The organism is Streptomyces caniferus (genome assembly GCF_009811555.1).
GTDB classification, from domain to species: Bacteria; Actinomycetota; Actinomycetes; order Streptomycetales; family Streptomycetaceae; genus Streptomyces; species Streptomyces caniferus.
Genome location: NZ_BLIN01000001.1, coordinates 212,182 through 225,849 on the forward strand (window position 1 = coordinate 212,182; position 13,668 = coordinate 225,849).

General features: G+C 66.6%; 11 protein-coding genes. 3 read left to right on the forward strand and 8 right to left on the reverse strand.

Annotation, left to right across the window (positions count from 1 at the left end; genetic code table 11):
- Positions 1 to 56: 56 nt before the first annotated feature.
- Entirely contained in the window at positions 57 to 302 is a 246-nt protein-coding gene (locus Scani_RS00900) for a hypothetical protein (protein WP_159469006.1), read from the reverse strand.
- Positions 303 to 536: 234 nt separating this feature from the next.
- Between Scani_RS00900 and Scani_RS00905 the strand changes: the two genes are divergently transcribed.
- Together Scani_RS00905 and Scani_RS00910 are read left to right on the forward strand one after the other, a co-directional pair.
- Positions 537 to 2,312, forward strand: coding sequence for an Hsp70 family protein (locus Scani_RS00905; protein WP_159469008.1), 1,776 nt, complete (start codon positions 537 to 539; stop codon positions 2,310 to 2,312).
- A gap of 9 nt (positions 2,313 to 2,321) precedes the next feature.
- Entirely contained in the window at positions 2,322 to 3,047 is a 726-nt protein-coding gene (locus Scani_RS00910) for a hypothetical protein (RefSeq protein ID WP_159469010.1), read from the forward strand.
- A gap of 302 nt (positions 3,048 to 3,349) precedes the next feature.
- Here Scani_RS00910 and Scani_RS00915 read toward each other — a convergent pair whose 3' ends face one another.
- The 7 genes from Scani_RS00915 to Scani_RS00945 all read right to left on the reverse strand — a co-directional run bounded on the left by Scani_RS00915 (position 3,350) and on the right by Scani_RS00945 (position 12,598).
- On the reverse strand, positions 3,350 to 5,365 hold the full coding sequence (locus Scani_RS00915) for a coiled-coil domain-containing protein (protein ID WP_246295403.1): 2,016 nt from the start codon (positions 5,363 to 5,365) through the stop codon (positions 3,350 to 3,352).
- Positions 5,366 to 5,370: 5 nt separating this feature from the next.
- Positions 5,371 to 5,946: an ABC-three component system middle component 2 gene (locus Scani_RS00920; RefSeq protein WP_159469014.1), complete on the reverse strand. Its 576-nt coding sequence runs from the start codon at positions 5,944 to 5,946 to the stop codon at positions 5,371 to 5,373.
- 47 nt (positions 5,947 to 5,993) lie between these two features.
- The gene (locus Scani_RS00925) at positions 5,994 to 6,968 is read right to left on the reverse strand and encodes a serine/threonine protein kinase (protein WP_246295405.1); all 975 of its coding nucleotides are present in this window, start codon (positions 6,966 to 6,968) and stop codon (positions 5,994 to 5,996) included.
- A gap of 104 nt (positions 6,969 to 7,072) precedes the next feature.
- A complete protein-coding gene (locus tag Scani_RS00930) occupies positions 7,073 to 7,285 on the reverse strand; it encodes a hypothetical protein (RefSeq protein WP_174872586.1) in 213 nt (70 codons plus the stop codon).
- A 669-nt stretch (positions 7,286 to 7,954) separates the two neighbouring features.
- Complete coding sequence (locus Scani_RS40555; RefSeq protein WP_246295408.1) at positions 7,955 to 8,449, reverse strand: site-specific integrase; 495 nt, start codon at positions 8,447 to 8,449, stop codon at positions 7,955 to 7,957.
- A gap of 85 nt (positions 8,450 to 8,534) precedes the next feature.
- Entirely contained in the window at positions 8,535 to 8,978 is a 444-nt protein-coding gene (locus Scani_RS00940; RefSeq protein WP_159469015.1) for a DUF7674 family protein, read from the reverse strand.
- Positions 8,978 to 12,598: an ALF repeat-containing protein gene (locus Scani_RS00945; protein WP_159469017.1), complete on the reverse strand. Its 3,621-nt coding sequence runs from the start codon at positions 12,596 to 12,598 to the stop codon at positions 8,978 to 8,980. The genes Scani_RS00940 and Scani_RS00945 overlap by 1 nt, the downstream gene beginning before the upstream one ends.
- A gap of 495 nt (positions 12,599 to 13,093) precedes the next feature.
- Between Scani_RS00945 and Scani_RS00950 the strand changes: the two genes are divergently transcribed.
- Positions 13,094 to 13,582, forward strand: coding sequence for a hypothetical protein (locus tag Scani_RS00950; RefSeq protein ID WP_174243987.1), 489 nt, complete (start codon positions 13,094 to 13,096; stop codon positions 13,580 to 13,582).
- The last annotated feature ends 86 nt before the right edge of the window (positions 13,583 to 13,668 follow it).

Here is a 13,668-nt window from a genome sequence, read left to right on the forward strand (position 1 = left end):
CCCTCACACCAGTCACGACCAACCAGCATGCTTCACCAAGCTCGCGTTACGAGCCGCTAGCCGATCCCGTGGTTCTTCAAGACACTCCGAACCGTGTTACGGGAGTGTCCTGAGAGCTCGGCGATGGCCACCTCGCTGAGGCCCTCCTTCTTCGCTTCCAGGATGAGGCGATCCCGTTCCTCGCACATGCTCCGGTACTCCGCGAGCTTCGCACGGATCAATGCTTCGCCCGTTGGCTTCGCCGGCGGTGCGATCCAGGTCGGGGGACCTGGATCGCACATGTTGCGCCTATCAAGTTCCATGCGAGGCAGCGTAGAACCGTCGGCGGCGGAGCATAGGCCACCACGCTGTGCAGAAGTGAACAGAATGCTCAAAAGTGCACAACGATGTTGATCTGTATGGGTGAACTCCGCGCTCCTGTCGGGGCTTGCGGTTGAAGAGCGCAGCCGCCCCCTGGGACACCTTGGCTACTCCGCCCCACTGGCGGACTCGCCGGGGGAACTCATCCTGCGGTGCCATTCGAGTAAGGAACGCCCGTGTTCGACGCTCGCGTCTTCGCCGCAGTAGACATCGGTACCTACGCGATCGGCGGAGGCTGGACCACGGCCTCACCAGACAACGAGTCTCCCGAATCGCGAAAGATCCACTTCTTCAACAGCTGGGAATCGCAGCCGGGACCCACCGTGAAAAACCTCTCGGCGCTCCTCTTGGACGCCAGAGGCGAGATGATCGCGTGGGGTTTCGAGGCTCGGCGCATGTGGCTCACCCAGGGCATGGCCCTGCGCACCGCAGGTGCTAGGTACTACCACGGCTTCAAGATGGACCTCGGCGCTCTGCAGGAAGCCACGAGTCCGGACAGGAGCGCGAACACGGATGACGATGCCTCCGAGCCCGGACGGACCGACAACGCCTGCGGCGTGAGCTCCCGCGACCTCTTGACCACGAACCTGCTCACCATGCTGTTGCGCCAGGTCGTGCAGACGATGCTTCATCAGATCATCGCCAGCGGCTACGACGAGGACGACATCCGCTGGGTGCTGACCGTGCCCGCGTGCTTCACCGACTACCAGAAGGCCATCTACCGCGATGTGACCAAGAACGCCGGACTGCCCGGCGAAGACGGCCGGGTTCTTCTCTCGCTGGAGCCCGAAGCGGCAGCCCACTACGCCCGCGTATCCGGAGCACGCCAAGGCGACGCCGGCCCCCCGCTGATGGCCCCTGGCGCCCGCTTCATGGTCGTTGACTGCGGAGGCGGCACGGTCGACATCACCGCCTACCAGAACGACCAAGACGGCAAAATGATCGAGATCGGGCGCTCCCTGGGTGACCGCCTCGGCTCCGACTTCCTCAACCGCCGAGTCGAGAGCGAGTACATCCTCGAAGGCTTCGGCAAGGACGTTATGGAAGACATCCGCGAGGAGTGCCCCGACGCCCTACTGCACATGATCGACCAATGGGAACGCGCCAAGGTCGCAGTGAGGCTCGACCAGGAGGAGAACATCAACCTCCTCATCCCCACCGGGATCGACCGGAAGATGGGAGCAGCGGGCCGACGCCGGCTGGCCCGCCGCCAGAACAAGGTCGACGACGCCATCGTCCTCACTCCTGCCCAGCTGCACGCGCTCTTCGATACCGTCGTACCGGGGACCCTCGATCTCATCGAGGCGCAGCTGAACGAGATGGAATCCACTCAGGGCGACCCCGACGTCCCCAACGTGATCGTCCTCGCCGGCGGCTTCAGTAACTCGCCGTACCTCCAGCAGGCCATCAGGGAGCGCTTCACCGCCCGGGCCACCATCGTCGTGCCACCGAACCCCGACATCGCCGTCCTAGCTGGGGCCGTCCACTTCTGCTACGACCCTCAAACCCGCGCCCGCCGCAGCCGGTTTACCTACGGCATCGATACCTCCATGCTCTTCGAAGAAGGCGTCGACCCCGAATCGTCCCGCCTGAGCACACCGGACGGGGACAGGTGCGTGGACCGCTTCAACGTCTTCGCCACAGCCGGACAGTCAGTGCCTACGGACGCCGAGGTCTGCCACGTGATCTTCCCCCTGTTCGACGAGCAGAAAACGATCACGTTCGGTGTCTTCGCCACCCGGGACGCCGAGCCCCGATATGTCACCGACGACGGCTGCGACCAGCTGGCAGAGGTCACCATCGACCTCGGCCCGGTCATGCGCTTCGATCGAAAAGAGCGCGGAGTACGTACCTTCATGAAGTTCGGCGAGACCGAAGTCAAGGTGCGCTCCGAGCTCGTGCAGGGAGGCGGCGAAGCCGCTACACAGGTCCGCTTCCACTCCAACTACTGATCCGAGACCATGTTCTTCCTTGAGCCCAGGCAACCGAAGCGGCAGTCTGCCAGCTGGCCAACAGACGCCGAGTACCTCCCTCCGGCCCCCGCGCCAAGCACCGAAGAAGCTCTGGAGACCGCCCTTCAGCGGATCGGGGCGCTGGAGTTCGAGGTGCAGCGCGGGGCCACTGAGCATAAGCGCATGTGGGCACACATCAACCGCCTCGAACGGCAGCTCGGGACCCTCCTTGCCTCCCAACTCGATCAACGTGACGATCTCGCAGGAACACAGCACTGCGAACACCAGGAGCTCTCCCGGCAGACCCGGACACTGGTTGAGCAGCAGTGCCAGAACTTCGCCCGCCGGTACAGCGACAAAACCGACATCGCCCGGGACCGGCCCCACCGGGAACGCACCGCCTACCTGATGTCCATGCTCATCCGACAGCTCCTGAACAACAGTCCAGCGTCCAGCTGGTCCATCCAGCAGTCGCTACGCCTAGCGGAGGACCCTGGCATCGAGGGTGCGATCAACCGGCTGCGGACCGACTGCGTCACCCTGATGGAGCGCATCGCCAGAGTCGGGCTCGCACATGAATGGAACTACGACCACTTCGCAGGAAGGCATCTAGACCTCGACAGGCAGGAAGCCTGGGGGTCATGCGACCCTGATGCGCCGATGTCCTTCCTCGTAGCGCCGGCGTACCTCGTCAACGGGCGCGTCTACGGCCGCCAGCTCGTCTACACCGTCTGATGGATCGGGGCCCATGGCTGTGGGCCCCGATCCATCTTGCCTCCGGCGACAGGCAACCGAGCCGACGATCGCCAGGCCCACGTGCGGAGCTCTTCAGCTTGCGCTTCCTATAGTCGGCGATCTTGAGCTGCGACTCCCTGGGCTCCACGTCGACGTCTCGCGCTGCTGGTCGGTCTGCTCAGCGGTTCCGGGCCCGTTCCGGCCCCTGCGGGCGGCCTGATGGTCGTAGACCGAAGCCAGCTGGCCCCTTTCGTTCTCCCCTGCCTCGCACCAACAGCGAGGCGCTTAGCCGTGATCACGTGTCAGAGGTCGGCCTCCGCCTCTTCGTCCGCACTGGTTTCGTCCTCGATTAGCCCGTACGGCGGACGGTCTTCGTTGCGGCTGTAGCGCACGACCACACTGTTCTCCACCGCCGGTGGCGGGCTGTTGTCGGCGACGATGAGCTGTGCTCGGCTGCCGCGGTCTGCGAGCCATAGGGAGAGGTGGTGGTAGAAGTCGTCGATGGCGACGGCGTCCGCGATCACGGCATCGAGGGTGCCTCCGTGGCCGAGGTTCTTCTGAGGGCTGTCGATCATGAGGAATCCGGGGTGTGCGGCCCCTTCTTCGAGGGCTATCTCGAAGACGGCGAGCTGCCAGGCCAGGGTCAGCAGGGTGCGGGCGCCGGACGAGGCTTCCTGGTACGGCTCGCCGCGTACGAAGGGGGTGAGGTCGGTCTTGATGAAGGGCGTACTGACCTTGGGGTAGCGCCAGGCTCGCAGGAGCTCGCCGTATCGGCTGCTGATCTTGGCTATGACACGGTCGCGGTCGTGGGAGGCGTCTCCGAGCCGTGCGAGTTCCTCTCGGAGGCGACCGATCTCAGTTTCGTGGCGTTCCACGACGTCGGCCCTTTTGGTGAGTCCTTCGCGGAGCTTGACCGCGCTCTCGGCCTGTTCGAGTTGGCGCAGGACCTGTTCGCGCCTTCGGTGGAGGTCGTCGCGTGCGGCGAGGAACGGTGAGACGGAGGGAGACGTCGCGGCGTCCAGCGCGGCGGCGGCTTCCTCTTCTCGGAGGGCCGCGTCTTCGGCCTGGAGCTTGAGTGCGGCAAGCGAGCCACCGAGCTCATCAATGTAGCTGGTGATCTCTTTGAGGCGGGCCTTGGTGGACCGGGTCTCGGCCGCGACATCCACCCTGCTGTCCCCGGCCTGGCTGCCGGTGTCGGCAGCGCCCAGGACCAATGCCCCCTCTTCTGTGGTCAGTCCGTGACGGCACAGACTGCAGCGTCCGCTGTCGGCGGTGGGGGGAGCCGACAGCCGGTTCAGGCAGGCGGGGCAGGTGGTGACGCTCAGGGGGTCGAAGAGCTGCTGTGCTTCGCCGAGCATGCCGAGCTTGAGGAGATCATCCGCGTACTGTGCCCGGAGAGGCATCAGGCGTTGGAGCTGCGTTTCGCAGTCCCGCAGGACCGCTGCCGCCCGGCGAGAGGTCTGGGCCGCCGTTTTGTGCTGGTTGCGCAGCTGGGCCGCGAACTCCGTTCCCGCCTGCGCTCGCCGGTCCAACTCCTCGAGCTGGCTGGTGATGTCGGCCAGCTCCCGTTCGTGGACGGCAGGTGTTGGTTCGCCGTTCACCGCGGTGGGAGCCTGCTCCACCACGAAGGTGCGAGCTGCTGCGAGTTCGGCCTTGGCGCGGTTGAGCCGGCCGCCGAGTTCCTGGATACGCTGGCCGAGTTCGACGGCGCGGTCGTCGTGGACTCCGAAGGCGACGTCGAGGACCTGCCGCAGTTTGTGCTTGCGCATGTAGTCGTTCTCAAACAGGAAGTTCTTGTCCGCGACGCGTTCGTTGGGAAGGAAGGCGAGCCACATCAGGTCGCGGAAGCTGAGCGGGTCCGTGCGCGATTCGCTGTTGGTGGGTGCTTCGCGTAGTTGGACCCCTTCGAGCTTGCAGTGCCTCAGCAGGAGGGAGGACAGGCTCTCCGGTGCTCCGGGCGGGTCGATGGGCCTGCTCTCGGCCCTGGATGCGGGCCTGCTTTCGAGCGTTCCGCGGCGGACGAAGGCGACCTTCGAGGGTTCTCCGACCGACCGCTCGATCACGTGCGGCTCGCCGGAGAGCTCGACTTCCAGGAGGCATGAACGGACCCTGCGCAGCACCTCCTGGTGGCGGGGGTGCCGTTTCGCGCCGAGGCCGTAGGCGATGAACTCCAGTACCGCCGTTTTGCCGGAGCTGAACGCCCCGGCAATGACGGAGAGGTTCCGCACCCGCTGTTCGGCGGTGAAGTCGACGTCGTAGGACCGTTCCATGCCGACCAGGCGCAGGCGGCGGATGCGGATGCCGGGAAGCGGCTCCATGGTGATCATCCCTCCCAGGACGTTTCCAGCACGGGCCCTGGCCCCAGGACGCTCATGAGGGCAGCAGCGGGTCCGTCGGTTCCGTCCGGCCTCAGCCACCGTGCGGTCTGCTCGCGCAGCCTTTTGTCGCTGAGTTTGCGGAGCTGGCGGACGACGATGCCGGCAGCGGTGGTGAAGGAGCTGGCGTAGGTAGCGGTGAACTGCCCGCCGAGGTGCTGACCGGCCTCGGTGATCGAGTAGGTGAGGAAGCCGTTGCGATTACGGATGCGACAGCACCCATAGGCCACCAGGAGCGTCAGGTCGTGCTGGATCCGTTCTCGCCGGCTCGTGAATCGCTGTGACGAGGACGCGTAGGCGAGGACCTGCGGATCGAATCCGGCCAGCCGCAGGAGGCTTGCGTCCCGGCCCTCAGAGGGAACGACGAGGAAGGGGTTCGCGGACAGGAAGTCGTAGTACCCGATGCGTTCCAGGGTCGCCCCGTTCGCATCCTGCGCGGCGACGGCGTCCAGGAGCAGCAGCAGTTGAGCGAGGCGGAAAGGCACCTCGTCCTCGGGCATCACGACCGGCCGGTCTGCGTGCACGGCATGCTCCTCATCAGTGGTCGAGCGGTACGGGCGGTCGGGAGATCTCAGTCGTCGGCGTGACCGCTCGCGATCTGCCGCCAGTGCGTGACCCACCCCGCCCGACGGTTGTCGACCAGCCGGTGGACCAGACCCCAGCTGTGCGTCACCTCCAGACGCAGCACCTTGGGTAGTTTGTCGTGCTCGGAGCGCACCTCGCGCCATACCCGGCCGTGCAGAGCTGGGAGGGTGCCCTCGGCCGAGCACTCGTTGAACTGCATCTCCCACACTCCGTGAAGGGTGGCGTCGGCAGAGCTCAGGGCGGCAACCTCGGCCAGCACGCCCTTGTGTGCGACTTCGCGCGCCACCAGGTCGGCGTTGAAGAACTGACGTTTGGCCGAGTCCAGTTCGATGTGGCCGGCCTCGGTCATCTGGCGCACGAACAGGGCCGAGTCAAGCGCCGCGGCCTTGTCCTCCTCCACGTCCAGCACGAGGCGCATCTGCTCCTGGGCGGGGGCGGGGCGTGCCGTGAAGACTTCGTAGTAGGCGCGGCGTACCTGGTCAGCTTCGGGGCTCTGCAGCTTCTTCACGAGCGTGGTCTCGTCCCACAGCTCGATGACGAGGCCGTGCTCCTTTTCCTTCCGCTTCTTCCAGCCGTCCCACCATTTGGTTGTCGGACCGTCCATGCTGGAGGGGATGCACAGGATCCAGAGCGTGATGGTGTGACCGTTGGCCGCCGCGGCTTTCAGCCCGTTCGCGAGAGACTCGCGAATCTGCTGTGACTGGCTGGTTGTGGTCTTCGGCATGAAGTACTTGGACTGCCACACCGTGATCGAGCCCCCGAGGTCACCCGCGAAAGCGTCGATTCCCCAGTCGCCCGGATTCACCGCGATCATCCGGACGTTCGGATTGGTCGCACTGGCGAGCTGAGCAAGCATCTGCTCGAAGTCGGCCCGTGCCCCGTCCGCACTTCCGGTCCGCACCTCGTGCACGCCGAAATGGATGGGCGGAACACCGGCCGCCACCGGCATGGAGCTGTCCAACCCGCACCCCCCGAACCCCCCAGGCAACCCGAACGAACCGCGTTCAGCGTGCTGTTCACCCTGCGCCACGCACAGTAACGGGCGTCAGCGTACGTGGTGCGGAATCATCCGATCAAGGTGCTTGCGGTGGGCAGTATCCCGGCGGCAGCGGAACAGTGGATGGGGCCGGTGCGCATCGACAGCGGCAGGCCGCTCGCCCCGTTGGCGTGGGCGATGATCTCGGCGGTGATGGACACGGCCGTCTCCCGCCGTGCCTCGATGACGGTCTCCCGCAGGAGGCGTAGGCGTTCGTCGCGGGTGCGGCGAAAACCCATCACGCCGACGCAGTAGACGGGCAGGCGATCCAGGGAGCCCGTGCTGCCGTTCGATCAAGGCGACCGCTAGCGCACAGGTCCCGGCGTCGACGCTCCGCCCTACGTCGAGGAGAACCGAAAGGGCGCCGTCAGCCGTGGGAGTCCTCTGGGACTTTTCTGGGACTTCCAATCCCATCAACCGGCATGAGCGTGAAACAACCGAAAGACCATTCGCACAGGTCAGCGACCAAGGACCCCTCATCGTGCCAGGTCACAGCGCTCCCTGGTCTCTTCCGGGACATCTGACAGCCGTCATCTGGATGCCGCTGCCCCCTTCCTGACCTGCAGGGATACGGGCCTGGAAGGGTGCCGCGGCACCTCTGGGATTTCTCTGGGACTTTGTGCCAGGATCGGTCTCTTCTCGCCGTCCTGAAATTACGACTGCGCGAAGACCGCATCGATGGCGGAGCTGCCGCGTGCGCCAGCTCGGGGCAGAAAATGCGCGTACTTCCGGAGCGTGAACCCTGGGTCCGAGTGGTCAAGCCAACGGGCCAGGGAAACAACCGACTCGCCGGCCTCCAACTGCTCGGAGGCGAGAAGTGGCGCAGTGCACGGTAGCCGTGTTCCCGGGAGGGCTCCCCGACACGGGATCCGTCTGAGGCGCTCTTCTCCAGCGCCGCGATCACGCCGGCTTCAGCTTCCAGACATAGGAGTTGAATAGTTACGGTTGATTGCCTTGCGCTCGCGACCGGTCACCAGCAAGTTGTATGTCCTGAGCCGACGGTGCTTGACCTCAACCAGGGTCTGCGGAGGGCTCGGGGCGTCCCACGGCATGGTGAACGGCACTGGTGCGAAGTGTTCCATGTGCTGCCGACGGGACTTGGCCACGCTTGAGGGCAGGCACTTCCCGGATCTTGCGCCCCTTGAGAAGCGCGAAGCACAGCTCGTCCGCACCATCTTGACCTGACGTCGGACGCGCACGACCTCCTCGGCGAAGTCGATGTCCTCCGTCGACAGGCCGAACGCCTCCCCTTGTCGGAGGCCGAGGCCCTCGTCGATCTCGACGAGGACGCGATAGCGCTCCGCTAGAGCTGTCCGGACGGACAGCACGCGTTCGGGCGGCCATGCCTCGACCCGGCCCGGGTTGGCTGCCGGCGGGCGGGCCGTCATTTCAGGTATCAGGATCACAAGGCAGCCCTTGTGGTCGGCTCAAGGGCGGCGGAGGCAAAGGGCTCCCGCCGCCGATGAAGGGGTCATTCCCTTGTGCGGTGGGCTACTCCCCGCGCATCCAGTCGGGCGATTCAACGCCCCAGAACTCGTTGAGTGCCAGGCAGAAAGAACGGGATTCCCGACCCAGTTCGCCCCAGATCAGGCGAAGATCAAAGCCTTCGTCCCAAGCCATCAGCAGCGGTTCGAGGAAACCGGTTCCCACCGCAGTGCGGTCCTCGTGGCTCTCGGTGGCCATGATGCGTTCCAGGACTCCGAGGACTCTCCTGCGTTCCTCCGAGGGCATCGCGGGAACATTTTTACAGAACGCGCCGGCGAGCAAACCCAGGCGTGCGGTCAGTGGCGGAACGTCATCCTCGTCCCGCTCCGTGGGAACAACCAGATCCTCACCATCCGGTTTGTTCCGCCACTCACGGACTTCCTCGCGGTCACTCTCGGCGAGCACCTGGCTCGCGCCGAGCAGTTCACTCCACCAGGTAGGTGTGGACATCAGGGCTTGCCCTCCAAAGAATTCTGCAGATCACGGATCACATTTTCCGCGGCATGGCGGTCGGATGCCGCTGCCTCGGGATTATTCCTGAGCCATCTGCCCAGGAACACGATGGCTTGCTCAGCCTTATCTATATGGTCCGAATCGCCCACGAGTTTCCCTGTGAGCTTGGTGAACCGGACGGCGGCTGCGGTGCTCCCATTGCCGATAACGGCGTTCTTGCGCCACAGCTTATCTATGGACTCTTGCAGTTTCTCGTTGCCCACCTGCGGCTTCTGCATCTCGGCCCGAAGGATGTCCTTGTAAGCCTCGTGAAGGTACCTGTTGTGCGCCAGCTGGTTCAACGGGCGCGAGAGCCCTCCCAGCCATTTCCAACCGAGCTTCCTGCCGAGCGGCTTGAACAGTTTGGCCAGTCCGGACCCGATGCCGTTTTCCAGGTATGGCTCGACGGCCGGGGTGTTCTGGAGCTGCTTCATCAGTTCCGGGCCGCATTTGTCGCTGTTGCCCGCGTCGGAGAAGATGCTGTTGCTCGTCCACGAGCAGTACCCGGCCAGGAGCATCGCGGCCGCGTCGTCGCGGTCCTTGAAGGTGTCCATCCTGAGGTGGTCGGCGTTGTCCCCCATCCACCTGTCGAAGTCCGCAGCCAGCGCCTCGCAGGAGCCGATGCCCAGCTTGTCGGGGAGCGGGACGCCATTGAGGTAGCAGGTGCCGTCGAAGGACAGCAGTGCCGAGCCGTTCTCATAGTCCTTGAGGGCGTCCACGGTCCCGGCGCCCTTGCCGCCGGAAGGCTCGGAGGTGTCTTTGCGCCGTTCCGCGTCTTCCTTGCGCCACTTCTCGGCCGCGATTTCGACGGCTTCAGTGGCGGCCTTGGCCGCTTCGGCGGCGTCCTTGTTAGCGTCGAGGGCGGACTTGCGGGCCGACTCCGCGGAGGCGTAGGCCAGGTCCGCGTATGTGCGGGCCTGAGCCGCGGACGACGATGCCCGGTTGGCGGAAGCGGTGGCGGCAACTGCCGCTCTGCCCGCGGATGCGGCAGCCTGCTTGGCCTGGCGGGCGGAGTCGGCGGCGCTTTCGGCGGACACGTCGGCGTCGTGCGCCGACTTCTTCGCGTCGTCGGCATACCCCTGGGCCTCGGTGGCCGAGTCCCGTGCCTGCTTGGCGTACTTGTTCGCCTCGTCCGCCGCGTGCCGGGCCCTGGCTTCGGCTTCGGCTGCTTGCGCGGCATTCTTCTTGGCCGTCGCGGCGGAGCGCTGCGCGTTGGCGACGAGGCGGTTGACCTCCGCCACGTGGACCGCGGCGTCGAAATCCTGCTTGGCCGCCTTGAAGTGGGCAACGCCGACGAAGTCCCGCAGCATGGACGGCGGACCGGCCAGCGCGACCTCGGCAGCGGCCTTCACACGAGCACCGCCCTGGTGCATGATCCGTAAGGTTTCGGCACGGTCGTCCACCTCGCGAGCCGCGTACTGGCCTACGTCGAGGAACTCCCGCAGCCGGTCGGCGGTCCCGGCATCGATGGCTGCGCTGCCCCGCTCATTGACCGAGGGCCCGCCGTCCTTCATCAGCCGCAGGATCTCGACACGGTAGTCGTCAGCCTGTGCCGTGTGCTGACCCGTGGTGAGGAACTCCTCGATCTCGGCCGGCGATCCGGACAGGGCGGCCAGTGCCGCTCTCTTCAGATTCGGCCTGTCGGAGTCCGCCAGGTGACCGACCCTGGCGCGATCGTCCTGCTCCGCCGCGGTCCTGCGGCCGGTGAGCAGCCACTGCTGAACGTCGGCGCCGGTACCGGACAGCGCATCCGCCGCGGCCTGCTGCGTCCAGGGCCCCCCGGCGACCATCAGCCGCATGGCGGCCCGGCGGCCCTTGGCGACGGCCGTACCGGCGTCCGCGTCCTTCGCGGTCGCCTCGGTGAGGAGTTGTTCGGTTTCCTTGTCCTGCCGGGCCGATTCGGCCCGCTCCCAGGAGAGGTCCTCGTCCTGCTCCTTGTCCTTGTCCTTGGCGTCCTCGGCGGACTGGATGGCCTGTTCCTTGTCGGCGTCCAACTGGGCGGCTTCGGCCTTACGCGCGGTCTGCTCGACGGTGCGGGCCTGCTGCGCCGCCTTGCCGGCGTCGTTGGCCGCGCTGATCGCCGCGGTGGCGCACTTCTTGGCCTTGTCCGCCCACCGGTTGGCCTGGCCGGCGTGTTGTGCGGCGTCCTCGGCCGCGTCGGCGGCCGCGTCGGCGTGCTTGGCGGCGCTGTCTGCGGCGCTGTGGGCTTCCTTCGCCGCAGCGGCGGCTGTATTGGCCAGCGTTTCGGCTGCATTGGCGGCCCGGGTCGCGGTGGCCGCTGCCCGGCGGGCTCTGGCCGCGGCCACCGCTGCGCGGTGTGCCTCCGCACCCGCCGTCGCCGAATAGGTCCCTGCCTCGGCCGCCGCCGTCGCTGCCGCTGCCGCGTGGCTACCGGCGCTGGCCGCCGACTGCGCGGAGTTGACGGCGTTGAAAACGGCCTTCATCGCGTTGAGCGCGGCATCCGCGGCGGTGCGTGCGCCGGCCGCGGCGGCACGGGCGTCCTGGGCCGCCTTCCGGGCGGTCGACGCCTGGCTCGCGTCCTGGGCCGCGGAGTTCGCCGACTGGTAGGCACGCGACGCCGCCTGCCCGGCGGCGGCGGCGGCCGAGGCCGCGGCGGACGCGGCGTTCGCGGCTGTGCGGGCCGCGGAAGTGGCGGTGTTGGCCGCCTGAATGGCAGTGCGTGAGGCATTCGCGGCCGCGTCCGCCGCGTCCGCCGCCCGGCCCGCGGCCCCCGCCGCACGCTGGGAATCGTCCTTGGCTGCGGCGGTTTCCCTGGCCGCGCGCTGTGCGGCCTCCTTGGCCTGGCGCGCGGCGTCCTCAGCGCGGGAGGCGGCCTCCTTGGCGGCGTCGGTTTCCCGCTTGGCCCGCTTGCCGGCTTTCGCTGCCGCGTCCGCGAGCTGAGCCACGGTCAGTGTCTCCTGGTCGCGGGAGCGCGCCACGTGCTGGCCGTTGTCCAAGAACTCCTTGATGTCCTCGGCCGAGCCGTCCAGTGCCGCCTGGGCGGCCTTCTTCACCTCGGGGCCGCCGTCATGGAGGATCTTCAGAGTCTCGACACGATCGTCCTCGCGCTGGGCCTTGTACTGCCCGGAGGCCAGGAACCCCGCGAGCGCATCTGCGGAACCGTCGTCGAGGGCCTTCTGCCCGGCCTCCTTCACCGCCTTGGCGCCGTCGTTCATGGCCTGCAGGACGGCGACCCGCTGGTCATCCGCGAAGGGCTTCCGAATGCCCGAGGCCAGAAATTCCCGGGTGGCTTCAGGCGTCTTCAGCGCCTCCTGAGCGGCGTCGCGCACACCCTTGCCGCTGGAGTTCAGCATGCGCAGCACCGTCAGCCGGTCGTCCTCCTCGGCTGCGAGCCGCCGGCCTTCGCCGAGAAACGCCGTGATGTCCGTGTCGGAGCCGGTCAGGGCCCGCTCGGCGGCTTCCCTGGTGGCCCGGCCTCCTGTCCGCCAGGCCTCGACCGCTCTGGCGCGTTCGCTGAGGGGAGGCTGAGCCTCGGCGGCCGCCGCCGAGGGCGCCGCCACGGCCACAGTGGTACCCAGCACCCCTGTACAGAGGGCCAGAACCATCGCGAACGTCACCGCGGATCGTGAACTGCCCTCTCGAAATAACCGAGTTCTCTGTCTTCGCATATCCCCTCGAGACTGTGCAGGGCCCGTCGACGGGCCTGTCTTCCGACGCCAAGCGTCGCGGCCGCGTATGTTTCCACAGCGAATCGGACGTGGAGAACCACACGAGGGTGATCCAGCCAAGTACGACGACTCGTCACGAGTAGGCATCAAAGAGGCAACGGTCGCATCATCGCCAGGAGTCGGACATGGCAGCAGATCAGAACATTTCGAAGCTCAAATCACCAACACCGCTGCGATGTGTGGCTCATGCCACATTTGGCAGGCATCGTGGAAAGCGGATCCAGGTGATACCAATAGGCGAATTAGCCTGATTGGTCGAGGAGTTCGCCGGCCGTCACCCGGCCGGCGACGCGGGAGCGTGCCTCCTGAGTTCCCGGCGCCGGGCCCCGCATACGTGTCTCGTATGCGGCATTTCCATGCACTGCGTGACGAGGGCGAGGAACCATGAAGCGATCTTCCCGACTGCTGGCCGCCGGCATTGTGGCCGCTGCCGCGGTGATGCAGGGCGCAGCCGTGGCAGCGGCCACGGACCAGCCGGACGACCCGGGAACCACGACGGAACCGTCGGCAGTCGAAGACTTCGCCTATCCGCAGGCCGACAAGATCTTCAAGGAGAAGGGCATCCTCCTCAAGCGCGGTGACGGGCACATCGTGCTCGCCACCTGCGACAGCCGTCCCGATCTGGTCGAGATGTCCACCCGCGACTTGGGGAAGTTCTGCTTCCGCGTCACCGGGAAGAAGGGCTATCTGAGCATGGAGCTCCCGCGGGTCTACGGCATCAAGGGCAACGACTACAAGCTCCGCGCCAACATGACGGTGAACAACCGCGACGTGTCCTTCGACATCACGAAGAACGCCTGGACCCCGGTGGGCGAGACTGCGGACCCCACCCACCGTGACCACACCCTGCTGGAACTCGTCGCCACCAGGTGAGTGACGCCCCGCAGTACCGGTCCGACGAAAGCAGGCGCGGCTCGCCGCTGCCCGTCCGGCAGCCCTCGCTGCATTCCCACAACTCC

Coding starts and splice junctions, on each gene's coding strand:
- Scani_RS00950 (WP_174243987.1), top strand. CDS start 13,094: ATGAAGCGATCTTCCCGACTGCTGGCCGCCGGCATTGTGGCCGCTGCC.
- Scani_RS00915 (WP_246295403.1), bottom strand. CDS start 5,365: ATGGAGCCGCTTCCCGGCATCCGCATCCGCCGCCTGCGCCTGGTCGGC.
- Scani_RS00940 (WP_159469015.1), bottom strand. CDS start 8,978: ATGTCCACACCTACCTGGTGGAGTGAACTGCTCGGCGCGAGCCAGGTG.
- Scani_RS00900 (WP_159469006.1), bottom strand. CDS start 302: ATGGAACTTGATAGGCGCAACATGTGCGATCCAGGTCCCCCGACCTGG.
- Scani_RS00910 (WP_159469010.1), top strand. CDS start 2,322: ATGTTCTTCCTTGAGCCCAGGCAACCGAAGCGGCAGTCTGCCAGCTGG.